Here is a 22,453-nt window from a genome sequence, read left to right as displayed (position 1 = left end):
GTTCGGTTCACGCGGCCCGGAAGACCCACTGCCGATACGCGACGAACCGCACCAGCGACCCGAGGATGAGCCCGACGACGTTCGCGGAGATGTTGTCGGCGAACGCCGAGGTCAGGTGCAGGCCGTAGTGCGAGACGCCGAGGCACACCAGCGCGACGAGGCTGCCCACGACGCTCGCGATGAAGAACTCGACCGCCTCGCGTGCGGTGTCGGTCCGGCGCGTCCGCGAGCGGAACGTCCAGACGCGGTTCCCGATCCAGTTCACGGCGATCGCGGCGACGAGTGCGATGGTCTTCGCGGCGATCGTCCAGCCGTGGACCCCCTCGGGGCCGTGCGCGCGGAGCACGTTGAACAGGCCGACGTCGACCACGAACCCGAGACCGCCGACCAGTGCGAACCGCATCACCTGCGTGGCCAGGGACGCGCCCGTGCGCTGCCGGACGACGGCACTCGGAGCGGTGGCGGCGTCAAGCATGCTCGAGCTCCGGGGTTGCGTCCGTCAGCGCGGTGGTCGCGACCGGCACCGCCACCGCCACCGCCACCGGGCGTGCCCGGCGTCCGACGCGTCGGGCGATCCCGAGGGCGGTGACCCGGAGGAGCGCCTCGGCGATGATCGCGGACGACATCTTCGAGCGCCCGTGGGTGCGGTCGTCGAACGTGATCGGGACCTCGGCGATGCGGGACGCGGCATCCGCCGCCCTGGCGATCAGCTCGATCTGGAACGCGTACCCGCGCGCCTCGACCGCCTCGGGTCGCGCGGCGCGCAGCGCGGAGGCGCGGAACGCGCGGTACCCGCCGGTGACGTCCTGCAGGCGGAGCCCGAGGAGCCGCCGGGCGTAGGCGCTGCCGCCGCGCGACAGCATCCGTCGCGCGAGGGGCCAGTCGGGGACGACGCCGCCCGCGACCCAGCGGGATCCGACCGCGACGTCGTGGTCGTCGAGCGCCGCGAGGAGGCGCGGCAGGTCCTCGGGGCGGTGGGAGCCGTCGGCGTCGCTCTCCACGACGACGTCGCATCCCGACGCCAGCGCCGCCGCGAACCCCGCTCGATAGGCGGACCCGAGGCCCGCCTTGGCCGGCCGATGCAGCACGTGGATGCGCGGATCGGCGGCGGCGAGCCGGTCGGCGAGCTCACCGGTGCCGTCGGGCGAGCCGTCATCGACCACGAGCACCTCGGCCTCGGGCACCGCGGCGTGCAGCCGGGCGATCACCCCGCGCAGGGACTCCACCTCGTTGTAGGTCGGCATCACGACCATGACGCGGTCTTGCATGGCTCATCCCTTCTCGAGTCGGTAGACGACGGTGCGATGGATCAGGTGGGCGTCGACCACGCGGTAGCCGCTCGCCTCGAGCGCCTGCACGTCGTCGGGGACGGCGGCGTTCGCGGCATCCGGCGACCCGCTCGGCAGCTCGAGCGCCCAGACGGTGTGCTCGTCGAGGTCGGGCGCGACGACCGCGACCGGCCAGGTCGTGTCCCAGATGCCGGAGCGCTGCTCGTACGGCGTGCGCAGTGCGACGTCGCGGAGCCCCGCGAACGCCTGCGGATAGAGGCGCAGCGCCAGCCTGGGCCGGCGCGAGGGCTTGGTCGTGCGGTCGAACACGATCCCGTCGCCGGGCTGGGCGTGCTGCTGCACGTACTCGGCCACGGCGCGCAGGTCGCTCCCGCCGTCCTTCGCCCACTCCGTGCGCTGCCGCACGTACACCGGCGCGAGCACCGAGAGGGCGAGCGCGCCGGCCACGACCCCGGCGAGCACCCGCGCGGATGCCGCAGCGCCGACGCCGCGCGAGCCGCCTGCCGGGTCGGCGGGTCCCTGGTCGCGCCGCCCGACGATGCGTTCCAGCGCCGTGATCGCCGACGCGACGCCGACAGCGATGAGCATCGCGACGGCCGGCACGGCGAACGAGAGGTAACGGGGGCTGTAGGTGGGGGCGACGAAGGCGTCGACGAGCAGGAGCGCGGCGGTCGGCGCCACGATCCAGGCGAGCGACGGGACGAATCCGAGCGGGAGCCGCCGGCCCCGGCGGCGGACTGCGACGGTCGCGATGGCGCCGACCACCACGAGCGTCCACGCCACCACCGCGATCGGCGCCGACTCGAACCACTGGCGCACGACGACGCCGTCGACCGACGCGTAGCCGCGCTCGGCGAGGAAGTGCAGCTGCCGCCGTTGCGCGGATGCCGCGGCGAGGATCGGCCACGACCCGACGACGGCGACCGCGGCGCCGAGCGTCCACCGCAGCCAGGTGCCTCGCGGTGCCCGTGACACGGCGAGCACCGCGAGGTGGACCGGGACGAGGAGGAGCAGGTACACGAACAGCGTCGCCGAGAGCGCGAGGCCGACGCCGTACGCCGTCCACCACCATGGCGACCGCACCCGGCGGCGGATCAGCTCCGTGCACGCGACGGTCAGCCACACCGCGAGCGCGGCTCCGAGCGCATACGAGCGGGCCTCGGTGGCCATCGAGGTCGTGCGCGGCAGCACGGCCACGACGATGCCCGCGATGAGCCCGACGCGCGCGTCGAACCAGCGGGTCGCGAGCACGACGGTGCCGGCGGCGAGCAGGCCGACCGCGATCGCGCTCGGCGCGCGGGTCGACCACTCCCCCGCGCCGAAGACGCCGATCCACGCGTGCAGCAGGGCGTAGTAGAGCCCGTGCACGGCGTCGATCCTCCCCAGCTCGAGCGCGAGGCTCGACCACGACCGCTGCGCCGACATGACGCTCGCGGCCTCGTCGCCCCAGTACGACGGGACGCCGGCGCCGGCGTAGCCGAGCGCGGCTGCGGCGATGCCGACGATCGTGGCATGGGCGGCGAGCGAGCGAGGGAATCGCACCCGCCGGCGGCGAACGCGGCCCGTGGACGACGCCGAAGCGCGCGTGATCGGGGCCGGCGACACGACCGGTCGCTCGACGGTGCCGATCAGCTGCTCGACGGTCATGTGCCCGATGCTCCATCGACGGGTCGGCAGGGCCCTGTGAGCGGCCGTTCCGGCGACTGAGAGTCTTCTCAGGAACCGTTCGGGTGGCACATGGGCGGCATCCGATGCTCGGTCGTAGGATCGGCCCACGGGCCCGAAGGGAGGGGCGGTGGCTGGTCGCATCCTGGTGGTCGACGACGAGGCGGCGATGGGCGCGCTCCTCGTGCGGGGGCTCACGGGCGAGGGCTACGAGGTGACAGCCGTCGGCGACGGGCTCGCCGCACTCGAGGCCATGCAGGCGGTGCCCGACATCGCCGTGGTCGACGTCGGCCTGCCCGGCATGAGCGGCTTCGAGCTGTGCCGTCGGATGCGCGAGCTCGACGCCGGCATCGGCATCCTGCTGCTCACCGCCCGCGATGCCGTCGACGACCGCGTCCGGGGACTCGACGCGGGCGCCGACGACTACCTGACGAAGCCGTTCGCGTTCCCCGAGCTCGCGGCCCGCCTCCGCGCGCTGCGGCGGCGCGAGGCATCCGGCTCGCATCGCCTTCAGGTCGGCGACCTGCAGCTCGACCTCGTGCGCCACCGCATCGGGTCGCAGGACGGCGAGCTCACGGTGAGCCGCACCGAGTTCGACGTCCTCCACCTGCTCGCCTCGCAGGCCGGGCAGGTCGTCGAGCGGCCCGCCATCCTCGACGGCGTCTGGGGGTCCACCGAGCACATCGACCAGAACATCGTCGACCAGTACGTGAGCTACGTCCGCCGCAAGCTCGCGGCGGTCGGCTCGGATGCCGCGATCGAGACCGTTCGCGGTGTCGGATACCGTCTCGTGGCGGCCGGGTGATGCTGCGCCGGCTGAAGATCCGCACGCGCATCACGGTCGGCACCGTGCTGATCGCACTGGTGTTCACCGCGATCGCCGGGGTGGTCATCTACGACCAGGTGCAGCGGATCGTGCTCCACGGCGAGACCTCGGTGCTGCACGCGATCGAGGCGCCGTACGTGACCGAGATCGCGGCCGAACCGCCCGTGCAGGTGGACGAGCCGGGACCGGGCCAGCTCGCCGCGGTCGTCGACCCGAACGGCACCATCGTGATCGACAGCCTGCCGCCCGCGCTCGGCGTGAAGATCGACGACCTCATCGCCGGCGGGAACGGCCTCAGCACGGTCGGCGCCGGCGGCGACGACTACCTCCTGCGGATCACGCCGGTGCAGGGCGCCGACGGCATCTGGCACGTCATCGCGGCCCGGCACGCCGCGACCCAGGCGGCCGTGCTCGACCAGCTCGCCGTCGTGCTCATCGTCTCGTTCCTGCTCATCAACCTGGGCTTCGGCGCGGCGTCGTGGGCGATCAGCACGGTCGCGCTCGCGCCGGTCGGCCGCCTGCGACGGTCCGCGGCGGAGCTCGCGGCCAGGCCGGGCGACGACCTGCTGTCCGTCGGCCGTGCCGACGACGAGATCGCCGCGCTCGCCCGCGAGCTCAACTCCCTCATCGCGCGGCTCCGCGAGTCGCTCGATCGCGAGCGCCAGATGGTCTCGAACGCGTCGCACGAGATCCGGACCCCGCTCGCGATCCTGCAGGCGCAGCTCGAGCTGGCCGGTTCGGGCGACGCCTCGCGCGAGCGGATCGAGGAGGACCTCGAGGCGGCGCGCGCGACCCTGGCCCGGCTCAGTGCGCTGACCACCGCGCTGCTCGAGCTCTCGCGCCTCGACGCCCGGTCGGAGCCCGGTACCGCCACGTGGGCGGCGCTCGCCGACGAACTGGCCGACGCCGTCGAACGGAGCCGCCGCCGATTCCGCGACACTCGGGCGACGATCGACTACGAGCTCTCGACGACCGCCGACGCCGAGCGCATCGTGCAGCTGTCCGCCTCGGAGCTCGACCGCATCGTCGAGAACCTCATCGCGAACGCGGTCGTGGCCGCCGGAGGCCACGACGTCCACGTCGACCTCGCGTGGACCCAGACGCCCACCGAGGCCCGGCTCACGGTCCGCGACGACGCGGGCGGCATGAACCCGGCGTTCGTGCCCGCGGCGTTCCAGCGGTTCACGCGCGGACCCGGGGCACCCGACGGCGGGTCGGGCCTCGGGCTGGCGATCGTCTCGGGGATCGCCGCGGTCGCCGGCGGCACGGCCCGGCTCGACAACGAACCCGACGTCGGACTCACCGTCGTCGTGACGATCCCGCTGCGCCCGGTCCCCGCGCCGGCGGCGTAACCACCTCGGGCACCGCTGGTTCGCCCGGTGTTCGTCGCCCCGCCGGGTCCCGTTCAACCGCCTCGTGGAGCATCGGCGTGCCACGAAGGAGCCCGATGTCCCCCACCCCCGGCACGCGCCGTCCCGTCGCCGCGTTCGCCCTCGCCGTCACGTCCCTCATCGCCGCGTTGCTCGTCGCGCTCTCGGCCTCGCCGGCCGACGCCCACGGCTTCTCGACCGTCGTCTACGCGAACGCGTCCGCGTCGGCCGACGACACGGTGCGCACCGAGCTCGAGCTCGAGTACGACCTCCTCGTCGTCTCGGTCGCGGAGTACGAGGACGCCCCGGCGTTCTTCGACGACGGCATGGCGGTCTTCCAGACGGGCGACGAGAAGTCCGCCCTCGATGCGCACGCCGACGAGATCGCCGACTACGTGAACGCCCGCTTCGAGGTGAGCGCGGGCGGCCGGCCATGCACGCCGACGCGGGTCGGCGACCTCGACGTGGTCGAGCGCCAGGGCGTGCCGTACGCGGTGCTGACGCTCGACCACGCCTGCGAGCCCGCGGCCGCGCACGAGTTCCGCACGGCGCTGTTCCCCGACGACGAGGCGTACGTGAAGGGCACGGTGACGATCCTCGAGTACGACCTCGACGGGCGCTCGGGCAACGCCACGCTCGACGGCGAGACGCCGACCTTCAGCACCGAGCAGGCGCTCGCCGAGCGGCTCTCGCACTTCTTCGTGCTCGGCGCCGAGCACCTGCTCTTCGGCATCGACCACATCCTCTTCCTGCTCGCGCTCATCGTCGGCTCGCGACGCCTTCGCGACGTCGTGCTGGCCGCGACCGCGTTCACGGCCGCCCACTCGGTGACGTTCATCCTCGCCGCCCTCGGCGTGGTCTCGGTGCCCGGCGCGGTCGTGGAGCCCCTCATCGCGCTGTCGATCGCCGTGGTCGCCATCTGGTACCTCTGGCGCGTCTGGCGCGAGCGCCGCGACCCGGCGATGCGCCTGGCGCCGTCCAACGGCCGCGGCTTCGACCGCGCCGACTGGGCTCGACTCGCGGTCGTGTTCGGCTTCGGGCTCATGCACGGACTGGGCTTCGCCGGCGCGCTGGGCATCGACGAGCCGTTCTCATGGCCGCTGCTGCTCTCGCTGCTCGTCTTCAACGTCGGCATCGAGGCGGTGCAGGTCTCGATCATCCTGGCGGTCTTCCCGCTGCTGCTCGTGCTCCGCGGGAAGACCCCGAGGACGGGGCTCGCGGTCGGCGTGGTGGTCGCCGGAGGCGTGGCCGTCATGGGGCTCGTCTGGTTCGTGCAGCGGGTGCTCGGCATCGGGTGAAGCGGATGCCGCGGGCCTCGCACTCAGCCGAGCTGGAGGACGATGCCCGTGACGTCGTGCAGCACGCTCGCGACGCCGGCGCGCACCGCTGCATCCGCCCGCTCGCTCGTGTAGGCCGTCTCGTCGTGCGAGTCGGCGGTGTCGGCCACCTCGCTGCCGCGCGACGCGGCACCGTCCCAGATCGCGGCCGTCACGTTGCCGGTCGGCTCGGGCACCTGGGCGCCGACCACGAGGAACTGCCGGTCGAGGTGACTCGCCGTGACGAGCGCGAGGGCGTCGACGAGCGCCGGACCCGTCGCGATGATGAGGTCGGGGTCGAGGTCCATGGCCTCGGTGATGCCGCCCACGGCGCCGTCGGGGGCGGCGACCTCCACGCGCTTGAGGCTCACGCGCTCGGCTCCCGCCCACTCGGTCACGCCCGTCGCGAGCTGCGCGGTCGCCGGGTCGTACTCCGCCGTCAGCAGCACGACGCGGTACCCGGCGGGCGGGTGCACGCCGTCCCAGGTGCCGGGCTCGGGCGTCACGGTCGCCTCGGGCGACGGCGGCGCGGCCGCATCGATGAACCCGGGCGCGAGCGTGCCGACCGGCTCGACGGCGTGCCGCGGAGCCGACCAGTCGTCGGAGGCGGCGCATCCGCCCAGCACGAGGGCGAGGGCAGCGGATGCCGCGAACGCGGCGGCTCGGGGACGGGGACGGGCACGACGGACGTCGCTGCTACGGCTCGGCACACGACGTTTCTACCGCACGGAAATCGCTCTCCTTCGAGTGTTCGACGTCACGCGCCACGTTGTTCCGCCACGGTTCACCCGATCGACAGACGGCGGGACGAACGTGACCGTCGGCCGGTTGCGGCCACCACCCCACCCGAACAAGGAGTCATCTCCCGATGAAGGCAATCCCGCGCACCCTCGGTGCGCCATTCCATGCAGTGCGGCGCCGCGCCGCGCTGGGAGCCGCCGCGGCGGCCGCCTGCACCGCCATGGTGCTCGGCGGCTTCGCCGTGAGCGCCGCCCAGGCCGCGGAGCCCGCCGCGATCGACGACATCATCCTCCTCACGGGGGCCGACGAGTCGCAGCGCGTCGTCAACTGGTACGCCTCGGCGTCGACGGCGCAGGTCGTGCAGGTCGCACCGACCAACTCCATCAAGAAGGGCCGGTTCCCTGCGAACGCCGCGGTCTTCCCCGCGGTCGTGAGCGCGAACACGGTCAACGGCGGCTACAACGGCCACTCGGTGATCACCGGCCTCAGCGAGAACGTGAAGTACTCGTACCGGGTCGGCGGCGACGGCGGCTGGTCCGAGGCCTCCGAGTTCAAGACCCGGAAGTTCGACGGCAACTTCGACTTCCTGTTCTTCGGCGACCCGCAGATCGGCTCGTCGGGCAACGTCCCGAAGGACCAGGCCGGCTGGGAGGACACGCTCGAGGTCGCCGTCGGCGCGAACCCCGAGGCAGAGCTCCTCGTCTCGGGCGGCGACCAGGTCGAGACCGCCAACGTCGAGTCGCAGTGGACGGCGTTCCTCGCGCCCGAGGAGCTCCGCTCCGTGCCGTGGGTCGCGACGATCGGCAACCACGACGTCGGCGGCAAGGCCTACGAGCAGCACCTGTGGACGCCGAACACCGACCGCTCGCCCAAGCACTACCGCGGCAACCCGGCCGCGCAGTCGGGCGGCGACTACTGGTTCACGTACAAGGACGTGCTCTTCATCGACCTCAACAGCAACGCGTACACCACCAGCGCGGAGCCCGGGGTCGACGCCGACGAGGCGCACATCGGCTACGTCAGCGACGTGATCGCGGAGCACGGCGACGAGGCGAAGTACACGGTGCTCGTGTACCACCACTCGATCTACTCGCCGGCCTCGCACGCCAACGACAGCGACGCGCAGGAGCGCCGTCGGGACTTCCCGACCGCGTTCTCCGAGCTCGGCGTCGACCTGGTGCTCCAGGGCCACGACCACTCGTACTCGCGCAGCTACCTGATCCGCAACGGCGAGAAGGCGAACCCCGACGAACAGCCGGGTGCCGACAGCGTGTTCCAGGGCCCGGGCGGCGTCGTCTACGTCACGGCGAACTCGGCCTCGGGTTCGAAGTACTACGACCTCACCGCACCGCGCGTGGGCTCGGACTTCGGTCCCGACCCGCTCAACCCCGCGAGCCACTGGGCCAACTCGGTCGAGGACCAGGAGCACGTCCGCAGCTACGTGAAGGTCTCGGTGCGCGACGAGCACCTGCAGGTCGAGAACATCCGCAGCGGCACGTGCGCGGCGCCCAACGCGGCCGTCGAGCTCGGCCAGGAGAGCTGGTGCGGTCCCGACGAGGGCGCGAGCCCGGCCCAGCCCGTCGGCTCGGTCGTCGACCAGGTCGTCATCCACAGGTACGACGAGACCCGCGGTCCGCGCGGTGGCGCGACGGCCCCGGCCGTCACCACCCAGCAGGACGACGTGACGATCACCACGATCGACTGACCGTCCCGCCGCAGTCGGGTGGGCGGGCGCCGCGGCGCCCGTCCACCCGCACGGTTCATCCGGGCAACGCCCAGCCCACCCCGCAACGACAGGACCATCGCACCATGACCGCCTCCGCCCACCGGGAACGACGCCCGCGACTCGACACCCCGATCCTCCGCGCCGCGCGCGCCGTCGCTCGCGGCGCCGCTGCCGTCGCCGCCGTCGCGATCGCCGCCGGGGCGCTCAGCGTCGCCTCCGCGGCCGGCCCCGCGGCCTCGGCCGCGCCCGCCGTCTCCGCCGCACCCGCTTCGGCGCCCGCGGCCACCCCCGCACCCGCGTCCGCCGCCGCGACCGACGCGGCGTGGGATGTCGCGACGATCGACGGACCCTACGGCGCCGGCCGTGCGAACTACGACTACTCGGTCGAACCCGGCGATCGGATCGACGACAGGGTGCTCGTCGCGAACACCGGCGATGGGCGGATCGAGGTGCGGCTCCACGCGGCCGACGCCTTCACGACGGAGGCCGGGCAGCTCGACCTGCGCACGAGCGGCCACGAGCAGATCGGCGTGGGCGCCTGGCTCGCGCTCCCCGCCGCCTCGGTGGCCCTCGAGGCGGGCGAGTCCGCCGAGGTTCCCTTCGCGATCACGGTGCCTCTGGATGCGCGCGGCGAGTACGTCGGCGGCATCGTCACGACCGTTCCCGCGGCATCCGCCGACTCGGGCGTCGAGCATCGCGCGGCCATCCGCGTCCGCCTCCACGTGGGCGGCACCTTCCACCCGCGCCTGTCCGTCGAGGACGTCCGCGTCGGCTACTCCCCGGAGCTCCTCGGCTCGGGCACGGCGACCGTGACGTACACGATCCGGAACACGGGCGACACGGTGCTCGCGGCCGAGCAGTCGGTCGCCCTCAGCGGGCCGTTCGGGCTGACGCCGCGCACGGCGGGCGAGCTCGGGAACACTCCCGAGCTGCTGCCCGGAGAGTCGTGGAGCGTGTCCGCGCCCATCGACGACGTCGGCCAGGTGGGCACGCTGTCGGCCGCCGTGACCGCGGTCCCGCTCTACACCGATCCGGCGGGGTCCACCGGCCCGCTCGACGCCGTCGGCGCGAGCGGGATGGGCTGGGCGATCCCGTGGATCCCCCTGCTCGCCGTGCTGGTCGTCGCGGCGGGCGCGGTGGTGCTCGTGCGGCACCTGGGCCGCGCCCGCCGATCGTCCTCGGACGCCTAGAAGATCCGCAGTCCGATCTCTGCCGGAGCCGCGAGGAGCGCCTCGATCTCGTCGTCGAGGCGGACGAGGGTGAGCGATGCGCCGGCCATGTCGAGCGACGTGCAGTACTCGCCGACGTAGCTGCGCGCGACGGTGATGCCGCGCTTCTCGAGCTCCTCGTGGGCGTGGCCGTAGGCGACGTAGAGCTCGCTGATCGGCGTGCCGCCGAGCCCGTTGATCATGAGGGCCACGCGGTCGCCGCTCACGAACGGGAGGTCGGCCACGACCGGTTCGAGCAGGATGTCGACGAGCTCGTCGGACGACACGATCTTGGCGCGACGGCGACCCGGCTCGCCGTGGATGCCGACGCCGATCTCGATCTCGTCGTCGCCGAGCTCGAAGAGCGGCGATCCCTTGGCCGGCGGCGTGCACGCGGTGAGCGCCAGTCCCATCGTGCGCGTCACCGAGTTCACCTTCTCGCCGATCCGCACGAGCTCGTCGAGGTCCGCGCCCGCCTCCGCCGCCGCGCCGACGGCCTTGATCACGAAGAAGTTGCCGGCCACGCCGCGGCGGCCGACCGTCCACGTGGAGTCCTGGACCGCGACGTCGTCGTCGATGAACAGCGTCTTCACGTTCACGCCGTCGGCGAGGCTCATCTCCTGCGACATGTCGAAGGCCATGCGGTCGCCCGTGTAGTTGTTCACGAGCAGGAGCACGCCCTTCGGGGAGTTGAGGAGCTTCGTCGACTCGTAGACGTAGTCCATCGGCGGCGCGGCGAACACGTCGCCCGGACAGGCGCCGTCCAGCATCCCCGGGCCGACCGCCATCACGTGGGCGGGCTCGTGGCCCGAGCCGGAGCCCTGGATGATCGACACCTTGTCGTCCCGCGGGGCATCCGCTCGCATGATGAGGTTGTACTCGGGGACGTACTTCAGCGTGTCGGGGTTGGCGAGGGCGAGGCCCTTGAGCATGTCGGGGACGAACTGCTGCGGGTCGTTGACGAACTTCTTCATTTCCACTACCTCCACTGGTTGTCAGGCGTTCGGGTCTCTCGTCGGCCAGCCGGCGGCGATCGCCTCGGCGATGACCGCGATCGCGACGGCACCGGCGTCCGGCGAGCCGATGCTGCGCTCGCCGGTGTACGCCGCACGTCCGCGCTTGGCGATCATGGGCGTGGTCGCGTCCGCCGCCGTGCGCGCGGCCTCGGCCGCCGCGGCCACGACCGCCTCGGAGTCGGCGCCCGAGGCGAGCGCCGCCTCGATCGCGTCGGTCATGGGCGACAGCGCGTCGAGCAGCGTCTTGTCGCCGAGCTCGGCGTTCCCCCGCGCCTTGATCCCCTCGATCGACGCGCGGAGCATCGCGACGGCGTCGGCTCCGGACAGCTCGTCCTTCCCCTTCGCGATCCCGGCCGCGCGCAGGAACCCGGTGCCCCAGATCGGACCCGAGGTGCCGCCGATGCGGCTCCCGATGGTGACCCCGATCTTCTGCAGGAAGGTCCCGATGTCGCCGCGGTCGTAGCCGTCCCAGTCCTTCAGGACGATCTCGAATCCGCGAGCGAGCGAGAATCCGAAGTCGCCGTCGCCGACGACCGAATCGAGGTCGCCGAAGTACTTCTCGTTGTCGACGGCGGTCTGGGCGACGGTGCGCACCACGAACTCGGTGTCGCTGAAGCTCGTCATGACTCCTCCTGGCGGGTCTGCGGTCGGTCGAGGTCGAGGATGCGGGTGAGGTCGCCGAGCTCGAGCTCGGGCCCGGGGGCGACCCCCACCGGGTCGGCGAGGACCCGCGCGGGCTCGGTCGCGTCGCCGAGCGAGGAGACGACGAGCGAGGCTCCGGTGAAGTCCTCGTCGGCCGTGTAGCTGCTCACCGTGACGAGCGTGCGGAGCCCGGCGGCCACGGCGGCCTCGACGCCGTTGCCGCTGTCCTCGATGACGAGCGTGGCGTCGGGGTCGGCGCCCAGCTCGTCGAGGGCGAGCAGGTAGATGTCGGGCGCCGGCTTCTTGTGCGCCACGATGTCGCCGGCGAAGACCGAGAACCGGGTCGCGAGTGCCTCGCCCACGGCGTGCTCCAGCACGGCGCGCACGGATGCCTCGGCCGACGTCGAGGCGACGGCGAGTCCCCAGCCCGCGGCATCCGCCTGCCCGGCGACCCTCGCGATGCCGGGCCGTGCCGGCAGCGCGCCGGACTCGACCAGCGACGTGTAGATGGCCGTCTTGCGGCGGTGCCACTGCGCGAGGAGCTCCCGCTGGCCCTCCTCGTCGGCCGGGAGCCCGCTCGCGGCGACGAACTCGGGCGTCAGGAGGCTGGCCATCCGCTCCTTGCCGCCGCCGATGAGCACCTTCACGGCATAGTCCGCGTCGCTCCACTGCACCGGCACGCCGAACTCGGCGAACGTCCGGTTGAAGGCGGGGAGGTGTCCGTTGCGCTCGGTGTCGGCGAGCACGCCGTCGCAGTCGAAGATGAGGTGCGGCATCGCTCACCACGCCTTGCCGGCGCTGCCGAACGTCGCGGCGAGACCGGTCGTGAGCGCGATGACGTGCGAGCGCACGTCGGCGAAGAGCGAGGGCGGGTCCCACTTGTCGGCCGCCTCGGCGCCCTTCAGGAACGCCAGGCTCGTCTGCATGAACTCGATCTTGAGCGCGGTCGAGATGTTCACTTTCGCGCATCCTCGCGAGATGAGGTCGTGGAACTGCGCATCCGTCATCCCGCTGCCGCCGTGCAGCGCGATGGGCGTGTCCGTGGCCTCGACGAGGTCCGTCACGCGGGCGAAGTCGAGGTCGGGCGATGCGGAGTAGACGCCGTGCGCGTTGCCGATCGACGGAGCGAACACGTCGACCCCGGTCTCGCGGATGAACGTGATAGCGGTCTCGAGGCTCTGCCTGCGGGTCTCGGTGTCGCTGCCGATGCCGTCCTCGACGCCCTTGATCGCCTCGATCTCACCCTCCACGTGCGCGCCGTGGCGACGGGCCTCGGCGACGACCTCCACGGTCTGCCGCTGGTTCTCCTCGACCGGCAGGGTGGACGCGTCGAACAGGACCGAGTTCCAGCCGCGCTCGAGGCAGTCGGTGATGACCTGGCGCTCGGGGCAGTGATCGAGATGGAGCGTCACGGGCACCTCGATGCCCGCCGTCATCGTCTGCCACATTCCGTACAGCACGTCCAGCCCGATCGACTTCACGGTCTTCACCGAGGTCTGGACGATGACGGGCGACCGCGCTTCGACGGCGCCGGCGAGCACGGCCTCGAGGGTGAGGTCGTTCACGATGTTGATCGCCGGAACGCCGTAGCGCTCCCGGAAGGCCCGATCGACGATCTCGCGGAGTGACACGACTGGCATACGGCAACCTCCTCGTCGTCATGCTCAGGCTATGCAGGCTGCGCGGGCGCCGACAGGTGAGGTTCCCCTACCCCCTGGTAGGGGAATCCACCACGCGATGCGCCTCAGTGCGGATGCAGCGCGGATCGGCCGGCGAGCATCGTGCGGTTCGACGCTCCCGTCTTCCTGAGGATCGCGCTGACGTGCTTCTCGACGGTCTTCACCGAGATCTCGAGGTCGGCGGCGATGCGCTTGTCGGGAAAGCCGCGTTCGACGAGCGCACGGACCTGCTTCTCGCGTGCGGTGAGGTGGTCGACGTCGTCGGTCGGCGTCGCAGCGAATCCCCGCAGCACGTCGGCGGTCATGAGCGAGTCGCCGCGCGCCGCTGCGACCACCGCGCGCGCGAGGTCGCCCGGCTCGGCCTCGTGCTCGACGAATCCGACGGCGCCGATCCGCGCCGCGCCGCGCACGCGCTCGTCGTCGAGGCTGTGGATGAGCAGGACGACCGAGGCCTCGTGGTCGACGGCCCGCAGGTAGGAGGTGAGCTGGACGCCGTCGATGTGCGGCAGGTCGAGGTGCGCGAGGATGACGTGCGGACGCAGCAGCTCGAACGCCTCGACCGCCTGTCCGGCGTCCCCGACCTCGCCGACGACCTGGATCTCGGGCTCGACGTTGCTGAGGAGCCGGACGAGACCGGCGCGCACCACGGCGCTCTCGTGCACGACGAGGACCCGCCAGCGCGAGCGGACCGCGCCGATCCGGGTGGTCGGCGAGGTCGGCACCTCGGCCCGGATCCGCGTGCCCCAGTGCGGCGTCGACTCCACCTGGAGGGTGCCCCCGAGGTGCTGGGCGCGGGAGGCGAGTCCCTGGAGGCCGAACGCCGTCGCGGGCGTGGCCCGGCTGGACGTCGCGGTGAGCGCGGTCACGTCGAAGCCGCGACCGTCGTCCTCGATGATGACCGTGGTCGTCTCACCGCCGTAGACCAGCCCCACCCGCACCTGGTGCGCCTCCGCGTGCTCGACGACGTTCGTGAGCGACTCCTGGACGATGCGGAAGAGCTGGTGGGCGGTCTCGGGCGGCAGCGCCTGCGGTTCGCCGATGAGGATCAGGCGTGTCGCCACCCCGGCGGTGGACTCCACCCAGGCGAGTTCGAGGGCGAGCGAATCGCTGAGCGAGCGACCTTCGAGGAGTGACGGGCCGAGTCCGAGCACCGTGCGCTGCGTCTCGCTGAGCGCCGATCGGGCGGCGGCTCTCGCCTCGGCCAGGGCGCCGCGCGGGTCGCGTGCATCGGTGACGGCGCGATCGGCGGCATCGAGCCGCAGCACGACCGCGGCCAGGCCTCGTCCGACGGTGTCGTGGACGTCGCGGACCACCCGCTCCCGCTCGGCGAGCACCGCGGCCTCGCGCTCGCGCTCGTTCGCCAGGGAATGTGCGCGTGCGTTCGCGATGGCGATCGCCGCGTGCGTCGCGAACAGCTCCACCAGCGTGGCATCCGCTTCGGTGAACTGCCGTTGGGGATCGCGACTGAACACGACGCAGCTGCCGATGATCGAGCCCGCCCAACGGATCGGCACCCCGATCACGCCGTGCAGCGACGCCCGGTCGCGCTCCGAGATGTGTCCGCCGCGCACGTCGGCGTACTCGTCGAAGATGACGGAGCTCCGCGCGCGCACGACCGCGCCGGTGACGCCCTCGTTCAGCGGGAACGTCTGGCCCGAGAGGCATCCGACCCCCAGGTCGACCTCCTTGCGGTAGGTCCCGGCCGACTCGTCGACGGTGCAGATCGAGCCGCTGTCGCACTCGAGGAGCTTCATCGTGTGCCGCAGGATGCGTTCGAGCAGGGGCTCGAGCGCGAACTGGCCGGCGAGGTCCGTGGCGAGGGCGGCGAGCGCCACGAAGCGCGCGGCATCGTGGTCGGAGCCTGGATCGGGGAGTTCCGGTTGAACCATGGGCGACGATCCTCATCGATGGTCGGCGGCGTGTTCACGCCCACGTCACATCATGCGCTCGAAGCGCGTACGGCGCCAGCATGGGCCCCTCGGCCACCCTCCCCCGAACTCGGGCCGCAAGGGGAGGCTCGCGGGGCGCTGGAAGGGGGAGACTGACCCTGTGACCGTCATCGACAACGCGATCTACGTCGACGGGCGCCGGGTGGCCTCGCCCGACAGCCTGGACGCGACGTTCGATGCGCTGGAGGAGCACGGCGGCTTCGCGTGGATCGGGCTCTACCGGCCCGACACCGAGGAGCTGCAGACCGTCGCCGACGAGTTCCACCTGCACGAGCTCGCCGTCGAGGACGCCCTGAACGGACACCAGCGAGCCAAGCTCGACCGCTACGGCGATATCCGCTTCGCCGTACTGCGGCCGGCGCGCTACATCGAGGAGACCGACACCGTCGAGTTCGGCGAGGTGCACCTGTTCATCGGCCCGGACTTCGTCATCGTCATCCGGCACGCCGAATCGCCCGACATCGCGAAGGTGCGGCGACGCCTCGAGGCCGCGCCCGAGCTGCTCGCCCGCGGACCGCTCGGGGTCTTCTACGCCGTCGCCGACCAGGTCGTCGACGAGTACGACCCGGTCGCCGCGGGACTCGACGCCGACGTCGAGCAGGTCGAGGACGAGCTCTTCGAGAGCGGGGACGCGGCGGTCACCCGCCGCATCTACGACCTCACCCGTGAGGTGAGCGACTTCCGTCGGGCGACGAAGCCGCTCATCGACATCTTCACGGCCCTCCGCGACGACCTCCCGAAGGAGGGCGTCGAGCTGGAGGTGAGGCGGTCGTTCCGCGACGTGCTCGACCACACGATCCGCATCGTCGAGCGCGCCGACGCCCAGCGGCAACTGCTCCAGTCCGCCCTCCAGACGCACATGACCCTCGTGGCCCAGCAGCAGAACGAGTCGGTGAAGAAGGTGTCGGGCTGGGCCGCGATCCTGTTCACGCCGACGCTCGTCGCCACGATCTACGGGATGAACTTCAGCAACATCCCCGAGCTCCACTGGGCGCTGGGCTACCCGTTCGCCATCGTGCTCATGGTCGCGCTCGGCGTGGTGCTGTACGCCGTCTTCAAGACGAAGGGGTGGCTCTGACGAGCCGGCCCGTGGACGAGGTGATCGCCGCCGCGAGGCGGCGCATGGGAGGACGAGATGCCTGACTGGTCGCAGTTCGAGTTCCCCGCATCCGTGCCGGGCCCCAATGACCGTCGACCTGGGACGCCGTTGTCGCGCTGGCTCCTCGAGCGCACCGTCCAGCCGGCCGGCCCCGAGATCCGGGAGGCCCACGTCGAGCAGCACTCCTGGTGGAAGGTGATGTGCCTCACGGGCGTCGACTACTTCTCCACGCTGTCGTACCTGCCCTCGATCGCGATCATCGCGGCCGGCGCCGTCTCCCCAATCGCGACCCTGCTGATCGTGGCGCTCACCCTGCTCGGGATGCTGCCGATGTACCGGCGGGTCGCGAAGGAGAGCCCCCATGGGCAAGGGTCCGTCGCGATGCTCGAGCGCCTGCTCCCGTTCTGGCGGGGCAAGATCTTCGTCCTGGTGCTCCTGGGCTTCGTCGCGACCTCCTGGATCATCACGATCACGCTGTCGTCGGCCGACGCGACGGTGCACATCATCGAGAACCCGTTGACGCCGGCGGTGTTCCACGGGTGGGCGGTCCCGATCACCATCGGGCTCCTGGTCATCCTGGGCGGCGTGTTCCTGCTCGGCTTCACCGAGGCGGTGAACGTCGCGATCCCGCTCGTCGCCGTCTTCCTCGCGCTCAACGCGATAGTCATCGGCACGGGGCTCGTCGCGATCTTCGAGCATCCGCTCACGATCACCGACTGGTGGGAGGCGCTCACGCAGGGCCGGGGCGGATTCGCCGCGATCCTGCTGCCCGCCCTCCTCGCGTTCCCGCTCCTGGTCCTCGGCCTGTCGGGATTCGAGACGGGCGTCAGCATGATGCCCCTCGTGGCGGCATCCGGCACGACGGCCGAGGAGCGACTCGCCTCGAGGATCCGGAACACGAAGAAGCTGCTCACGACCGCGGCGCTGATCATGTCCGTCTACCTGATCACGTCGAGCCTCGTCACGACCCTGCTGATCCCGCCGGAGGCGTTCGAGGAGGGCGGGCCGGCCAACGGCCGAGCGCTCTCGTACCTCGCCCACGAGTACCTCGGCGAGGTGTTCGGCACGGTCTACGACATCAGCAGCATCCTGATCCTGTGGTTCGCCGGCGCATCCGCGATGGCCGGCCTCATCAACATCGTGCCGAGGTACCTGCCGGCCTACGGCATGGCGCCCGACTGGAGCCGGGCGGTGCGGCCCGTCGTGCTCGTCTACACGACGATCAGCATCGTCATCACGATCGCGTTCCAGGCCGATGTCGACGCCCAGGCCGGCGCGTACGCGACCGGGATCCTCGCCATGATGGCCTCCGCGTCCGTCGCGGTGCTCATCTCCGCGATCCGACGCAAGCGCACCGCGCCCATCGTCGGCTTCGCCGCCCTGACGGTGCTCCTCGGCTACGCGCTCGTCGACAACATCGTCGAGAAGCCCGACGGCCTCGCCATCTCGGCCATGTTCATCCTCGGCATCGTCGCCGTGTCGATCATCTCCCGGGTCACCCGCACGACCGAGATCCGCGCCGACCGCATCGAGTTCGACGACGCGGCCCGTCGCTTCATCGAGGACTCCCTGGTGCACGACGGCCGGCTCGACCTCGTCGCCATCCGGCCGGGCATGCGCGAGGCCGCCGACTACCGGCAGAAGGAACGCGCGCAGCGCGAGCTCAACCCGGTCCCCGGTCGGGCCGACGTGCTGTTCCTCGAGATCAACGTGGTCGACCCGTCCGACTTCCAGGAGGTGCTGCACGTCCGCGGCCTGGAGGTCGGGGATCACCGGATCCTGCGCGCCGACAGTCCGGCGGCCCCGAACGCGATCGCCGCGATCCTGGTGGCGATGCGGGATGCCACGGGCGTCCGCCCCCACGCGTTCTTCGAATGGGCGGAGGGCAACCCGCTCGTGCACATGGTGAGGTACATCCTGCTCGGCCGGGGGGACACCGCCCCCGTCGTCCGCGAGATCCTCCGCGAGGTCGAGAAGGACCCGGCCGAGCGTCCCACGATCCACGTGGGGTGAGGGGCTACTGCCCCTGCCACCACGGGAGCATCGGACCGAATTGCTCGGGCACGTACACGAACACCCGGGAGACCGCGGTCGTGAGGATCCACAGTCCGAACCCCGCTGCGGTGATGATCCAGGCGATCAGCTTGTGCTCCTCGAAGTCGGGGAGCAGTCGCCCGTCCTTGTCGCGCTGCACGCCGGCCAGGGTCAGGATCAGGTCGATGAGCCACCAGATCCCGAGCCCGCCGATCGTCAGGAGCTTCAGGATCCCCGTGCCGACCTTCCCGAGGTAGAACCGGTCCACCCCGAGGAAGCCGAGCAACCAGGAGAACATCCAGGTCGCGATGAACGACCGGTCCGACGCGGGCGTCGCCTGCGACGGCACGGGCCCGCCGGGCGCCGCGGTGGGAGGAATGGACATGGTGACCTCCTCGGAGCTCTCGCTCACTCGGGACGCGCGCCGTTCGGCGCGACGATCATGACCGGCGCGGGCGCCTCGACGAGCAGGTCGTGGCTGACCGAGCCGAGGAAGAACCGCGTCAACGCCGCCGCGCCGTGGCTGGCCACGACCAGGAGCCGCGACGACTCGCCGATCCTGCGGAGCACCTCGGCCGCGGAGCCGGCCTCGAGCCGGCCGGTCGGCTTCGCGCCGAGTCCGCGTGCGTACTCGACCGCCTCGTCGAGGACGTCGCGATGGATCTCCTCGAGCCGGTCGACGTCGGAGCCGTAGCCCGACAGCGCCGTGTCCCACTCGGCGGGCACGCGCCAGGCATGAACGAGCTCGAGCGGCGCGCCGAGCCGGTCCGCCAGTTCGGCGGCGACGTCGACCGCGGCCAGCGAGGCCTGCGACCCGTCGACCCCGGCGACCACGGCCACCCGCCGCTCGGTCGCCGGGGTCTCCGGGATCACCGCCACGGTTCCCCCGTCGTGGCGTCCGGCCAGGCGCGATCCCAGGGTCCACCTGGTCGTCCGGGGGTGGTCGGGGCCGCCGACCACGACGAGCACGTCGGGGGCGAGCCGCTCCCCGAGCGCATCGATCGCCGAGCCGTGCACGGTCTCCGTCTCCACGCGGAGCTCCGGATGCGACGCGCGGAGTCGCTCCGCGGCATCCATCAGCCTCGTCCGTTCCGCCGAACGCTCACCCGAGGCCTGCAGGTACTCGCTGCCGGTCGGCTTCCCCCCGATGGCATGGACGAGCGTGAGCGGCGCTCCACCGGAGTGCTCGGCGGCCCAGTCCGCTGCCGCCTCGGATTCGGGACTGCCGTCCCACCCTGCGATGACCTTGGTGAACATGGTCACAGGATGGCGCCCCGTGCGACCGCATGATCGGGCCCAAAGTCACATGGGCACCGGCACTGGGGCAGGGGCGCGCGAGGGCACAGCGGCAGGGTTGCGGATGCCGCGCCTCACGCCTGCGGGTCGCGACGCTCCAGCTCGTACACGGCCGCCTGCGTGCGCCGCTCGAGGCCCAGCTTCCGCAGCAGCCCCGAGACGTAGTTCTTCACGGTCTTCTCGGCGAGGCCGAGCCGCTCGCCGATCTGCCGGTTCGTGAGGCCCTCGGCGATGAGCGCCAGCACCTGCCGCTCCCTGAGCTGCAGCGAGCCGAAGCGCGGGTCGTCGCGGTCGGCCTGCGCCCGCTCGGCGACGTGCCGCGCGGCCGCCGGGTGCAGCAGCGAGCGACCGGATGCCACGGCGCGGATGTCCGCGACGAGGTCCGAGCCCGACACGTTCTTCAGCACGTAGCCCGATGCTCCGGCGAGCACGGCGGACATGGTCGCCTCGTCGTCGTCGTAGGCGGTGAGCATGAGGCAGCGCACCTCGGGATGCCGCGACCGGATCTCGCGGCAGAGCTCGACGCCGTCCCCGTCGGGGAGCCGCACGTCGAGCACCGCGACGTCGGGTCGCGTCGCCTCGATCCGCGCCAGCGCGTGCGCGACGTCGCCCGCCTCTCCGACGACCTCGAGGTCGGACTCGCGATCGAGGAGCTCCGCGATGCCGCGCCGGACGATCTCGTGATCGTCGACCAGGAAGATGCGCGTCATCGGGGGCCGCCGATCGCCCCGGCCTCGGAGCCGGACCGCGATCCGGGCGCCGGAACCCGCCACTCGATCTCCGTCATCCCGGGCGCCGAGTCGATGCGCATGGTCCCGCCGCGACGCTCCGCCCGGATCCGGAGGTTCTGGAGGCCGCTCCGTCGGCCGTGCTCGGGGATGCCGACCCCGTCGTCGTCGACGGTCACCCGCACCCACGAGGTGTCGACGGCCACCGAGATGCGGATCTGGTCCGCGCCGGAGTGCCGCGCCGCATTCGCCAGGAGCTCCCGGACGACCGCCGTGACGTCGTCGCCGAGCGTGCCCTCGATCACCAGGTCGACGGGTCCCGAGAAGGCCACGGGCACGGGGTGCGGGAAGCCCGAGGAGCCCTCCGCCACGAGGTCGAGGATCCGGTGCCGCAACGAGCGCTCGGGCCCACGCGGGCGCATCGCGAAGATGATCGTGCGGATCTGCGAGATGGCGTCGTCGAGGGTGGCGACCGCCTCCTGCAGGCGAGCCGCGGCATCCGGCTGGGAGTCGTGCGCGAGCGACTGCAGCTCGAGCCCCAGGCCGAACAGCTGCTGGATCACGTGGTCGTGCAGGTCGCGTGCGATGCGCGTGCGGTCCTCGCCGAGCTGGGCGCGCTGCCGCTGCTCGCGCGCCTCGGCGAGCTCGATCGCGAGCCCGACCCGGATCGCGAGGTCGTCGGCGATGTCGAGCTCGGCGGAGGAGAACGACGGCCGGCCGGGCGCACGGCCCACCGTGACCACCGCCGACACCGAGTCCGCGTGGGTGAGGGGCACCATCATGACCGGGCCCGCGCCGCGCTCGCCGACGATCGCGAGCGCATCGGGCGTGCGCGCCTCGCGAACCCCGGCCACGAGACGCGACTCCCCGGACTCGAGGGCGAGGCTCGCCGCGGTATCCATCGACGAGACCACCGAGCCGGCGAGGTCGTCGGCATCGGCACCGCGCGCCTCGGCGATCCGCAGCGTCAGGGGCTCGCTCCCCGCGACGAGGATGCAGACGCGGTCGGCCGCGGACCTGGCGACGAGCTCGTCGGCCAGCAGGGGAAGCGCCGCCGAGCTCGCGGTGTCGAGCAGCGCGGACGCGATCTGGGCCGACGATGCCGTCCACTGCTGGCGGAGGACGGTCTCGTCGTAGAGCCTCGCGTTCGCGATGGCGGATCCCGCCGTCGCCGCCAGCGCGGAGACGAGCTCCTCGTCCGCCGGTGTGAACTCGCCGGAGCGCGGTTCGGCGAGGTACAGGTTCCCGTACACGGCATCGCCCACGCGCACCGGGACGCCGAGGAACGCCTCCATCTGCGGATGCCCCGCCGGGAATCCGACCGATCGCGCATCCTCGGCGATGTGCCGGAGCCGGATCGGTCGCGGATCGTCGATCAGCGCCCCGAGCAGCCCGCGCCCCTCGGGCGGGTGTCCGATCGCCTCGACCTGTTCCGGGGGCATCCCGACGTGCACGAACGCCTCGAGGCCGCCCTCCTCGGCGATCACGCCCAGCGCGCCGTATTCGGCGTCGACCAGTTCGACGGCCGCCTGCACGATCCGCTCGAGGACGACGGGAAGGTCGAGCGGCTCGACGACCGCCTGCGTGGCCCGCAGGAGGGACCGCAGCCGGTCCTGCGAGTGCACCACCTCGCCGGCGCGCTCGACGAGCTCGTGGAGGGCGCGATCCAGCTCGGACCCGGGATTTCCCGGGAGCGACCCAGGCGACCGCTGACCGGGCATAGCACCTCCGGGACGACTTGACCGCAGGCTACCACCGCGCTGGAGGGGTCGTCAGCGAGCAGGGGACCAAAGACCCGACCGATGAGCGCGGACGCGCCGAACATGGCCACGTGCGGATCGCGGTCCCCTCGGGATCGGCGGAGCTCCG

At 72.1% G+C, this 22,453-nt stretch carries 20 protein-coding genes; 7 read left to right on the top strand and 13 right to left on the bottom strand.

The window, feature by feature from the left end; translation table 11 throughout:
• Positions 1-7 precede the first annotated feature (7 nt).
• From ACWGO8_RS14085 to ACWGO8_RS14075, 3 genes are read right to left on the bottom strand one after another with little or no spacing between them, the layout of a single operon-like run.
• A complete protein-coding gene (locus ACWGO8_RS14085; RefSeq protein WP_452043670.1) occupies positions 8-475 on the bottom strand; it encodes a GtrA family protein in 468 nt (155 codons plus the stop codon).
• Complete coding sequence (locus tag ACWGO8_RS14080; protein WP_452043669.1) at positions 468-1,268, bottom strand: polyprenol monophosphomannose synthase; 801 nt, start codon at positions 1,266-1,268, stop codon at positions 468-470. The genes ACWGO8_RS14085 and ACWGO8_RS14080 overlap by 8 nt, the downstream gene beginning before the upstream one ends.
• A 3-nt stretch (positions 1,269-1,271) precedes the next feature.
• A complete protein-coding gene (locus ACWGO8_RS14075) occupies positions 1,272-2,936 on the bottom strand; it encodes a glycosyltransferase family 39 protein (RefSeq protein WP_452043668.1) in 1,665 nt (554 codons plus the stop codon).
• Between the two features lie 148 nt (positions 2,937-3,084).
• On the opposite strand from ACWGO8_RS14075, the gene ACWGO8_RS14070 reads away from it, so the two are divergent.
• From ACWGO8_RS14070 to ACWGO8_RS14060, 3 genes are all read left to right on the top strand, one after another.
• The gene (locus ACWGO8_RS14070) at positions 3,085-3,759 is read left to right on the top strand and encodes a response regulator transcription factor (RefSeq protein WP_452043667.1); all 675 of its coding nucleotides are present in this window, start codon (positions 3,085-3,087) and stop codon (positions 3,757-3,759) included.
• Complete coding sequence (locus ACWGO8_RS14065; RefSeq protein ID WP_452044569.1) at positions 3,759-5,132, top strand: sensor histidine kinase; 1,374 nt, start codon at positions 3,759-3,761, stop codon at positions 5,130-5,132. The genes ACWGO8_RS14070 and ACWGO8_RS14065 overlap by 1 nt, the downstream gene beginning before the upstream one ends.
• A 95-nt stretch (positions 5,133-5,227) precedes the next feature.
• On the top strand, positions 5,228-6,448 hold the full coding sequence (locus ACWGO8_RS14060; protein ID WP_452043666.1) for a HupE/UreJ family protein: 1,221 nt from the start codon (positions 5,228-5,230) through the stop codon (positions 6,446-6,448).
• Between the two features lie 23 nt (positions 6,449-6,471).
• Here ACWGO8_RS14060 and ACWGO8_RS14055 read toward each other — a convergent pair whose 3' ends face one another.
• A complete protein-coding gene (locus tag ACWGO8_RS14055) occupies positions 6,472-7,176 on the bottom strand; it encodes a hypothetical protein (protein WP_452043665.1) in 705 nt (234 codons plus the stop codon).
• A gap of 158 nt (positions 7,177-7,334) precedes the next feature.
• Between ACWGO8_RS14055 and ACWGO8_RS14050 the strand changes: the two genes are divergently transcribed.
• Both ACWGO8_RS14050 and ACWGO8_RS14045 read left to right on the top strand, forming a co-directional pair.
• Positions 7,335-8,912: a fibronectin type III domain-containing protein gene (locus ACWGO8_RS14050; RefSeq protein WP_452043664.1), complete on the top strand. Its 1,578-nt coding sequence runs from the start codon at positions 7,335-7,337 to the stop codon at positions 8,910-8,912.
• A 104-nt stretch (positions 8,913-9,016) separates the two neighbouring features.
• Positions 9,017-10,123: a WxL protein peptidoglycan domain-containing protein gene (locus ACWGO8_RS14045; RefSeq protein ID WP_452043663.1), complete on the top strand. Its 1,107-nt coding sequence runs from the start codon at positions 9,017-9,019 to the stop codon at positions 10,121-10,123.
• On the opposite strand, the gene dhaK is transcribed toward ACWGO8_RS14045, so the two are convergent.
• From dhaK to ACWGO8_RS14020, 5 genes are all read right to left on the bottom strand, one after another.
• Positions 10,120-11,115, bottom strand: coding sequence for a dihydroxyacetone kinase subunit DhaK (gene dhaK, locus ACWGO8_RS14040; RefSeq protein ID WP_452043662.1), 996 nt, complete (start codon positions 11,113-11,115; stop codon positions 10,120-10,122). The genes ACWGO8_RS14045 and dhaK overlap by 4 nt on opposite strands.
• Before the next feature lie 21 nt (positions 11,116-11,136).
• Positions 11,137-11,781, bottom strand: coding sequence for a dihydroxyacetone kinase subunit DhaL (gene dhaL, locus ACWGO8_RS14035; RefSeq protein WP_452043661.1), 645 nt, complete (start codon positions 11,779-11,781; stop codon positions 11,137-11,139).
• A complete protein-coding gene (locus ACWGO8_RS14030) occupies positions 11,778-12,575 on the bottom strand; it encodes an HAD-IA family hydrolase (RefSeq protein WP_452043660.1) in 798 nt (265 codons plus the stop codon). Before ACWGO8_RS14030 ends, dhaL begins: the two co-directional genes overlap by 4 nt.
• Before the next feature lie 3 nt (positions 12,576-12,578).
• Positions 12,579-13,439 (bottom strand): class II fructose-bisphosphate aldolase, encoded by an 861-nt coding sequence (locus ACWGO8_RS14025; protein WP_452043659.1) that lies wholly within the window; start codon positions 13,437-13,439, stop codon positions 12,579-12,581.
• A gap of 104 nt (positions 13,440-13,543) precedes the next feature.
• A complete protein-coding gene (locus ACWGO8_RS14020) occupies positions 13,544-15,367 on the bottom strand; it encodes an ATP-binding protein (protein ID WP_452043658.1) in 1,824 nt (607 codons plus the stop codon).
• 160 nt (positions 15,368-15,527) lie between these two features.
• On the opposite strand from ACWGO8_RS14020, the gene corA reads away from it, so the two are divergent.
• Both corA and ACWGO8_RS14010 read left to right on the top strand, forming a co-directional pair.
• Positions 15,528-16,505, top strand: a complete 978-nt coding sequence (corA, locus tag ACWGO8_RS14015) for a magnesium/cobalt transporter CorA (protein WP_452043657.1) — start codon at positions 15,528-15,530, stop codon at positions 16,503-16,505.
• 57 nt (positions 16,506-16,562) lie between these two features.
• Positions 16,563-18,539: an amino acid transporter gene (locus ACWGO8_RS14010; RefSeq protein WP_452043656.1), complete on the top strand. Its 1,977-nt coding sequence runs from the start codon at positions 16,563-16,565 to the stop codon at positions 18,537-18,539.
• Positions 18,540-18,543: 4 nt separating this feature from the next.
• Here ACWGO8_RS14010 and ACWGO8_RS14005 read toward each other — a convergent pair whose 3' ends face one another.
• From ACWGO8_RS14005 to ACWGO8_RS13990, 4 genes are all read right to left on the bottom strand, one after another.
• On the bottom strand, positions 18,544-18,945 hold the full coding sequence (locus ACWGO8_RS14005) for a TM2 domain-containing protein (RefSeq protein WP_452043655.1): 402 nt from the start codon (positions 18,943-18,945) through the stop codon (positions 18,544-18,546).
• 23 nt (positions 18,946-18,968) lie between these two features.
• A complete protein-coding gene (locus tag ACWGO8_RS14000; RefSeq protein ID WP_452043654.1) occupies positions 18,969-19,817 on the bottom strand; it encodes a universal stress protein in 849 nt (282 codons plus the stop codon).
• A gap of 113 nt (positions 19,818-19,930) precedes the next feature.
• Entirely contained in the window at positions 19,931-20,566 is a 636-nt protein-coding gene (locus ACWGO8_RS13995) for a response regulator (protein WP_452043653.1), read from the bottom strand.
• Positions 20,563-22,305, bottom strand: coding sequence for a GAF domain-containing sensor histidine kinase (locus tag ACWGO8_RS13990; RefSeq protein ID WP_452043652.1), 1,743 nt, complete (start codon positions 22,303-22,305; stop codon positions 20,563-20,565). The genes ACWGO8_RS13995 and ACWGO8_RS13990 overlap by 4 nt, the downstream gene beginning before the upstream one ends.
• Positions 22,306-22,453: the final 148 nt, after the last annotated feature.

The organism is Agromyces sp. NPDC055661, assembly GCF_053618135.1.
This window is presented reverse-complemented; position numbering and strand designations above follow the sequence as displayed.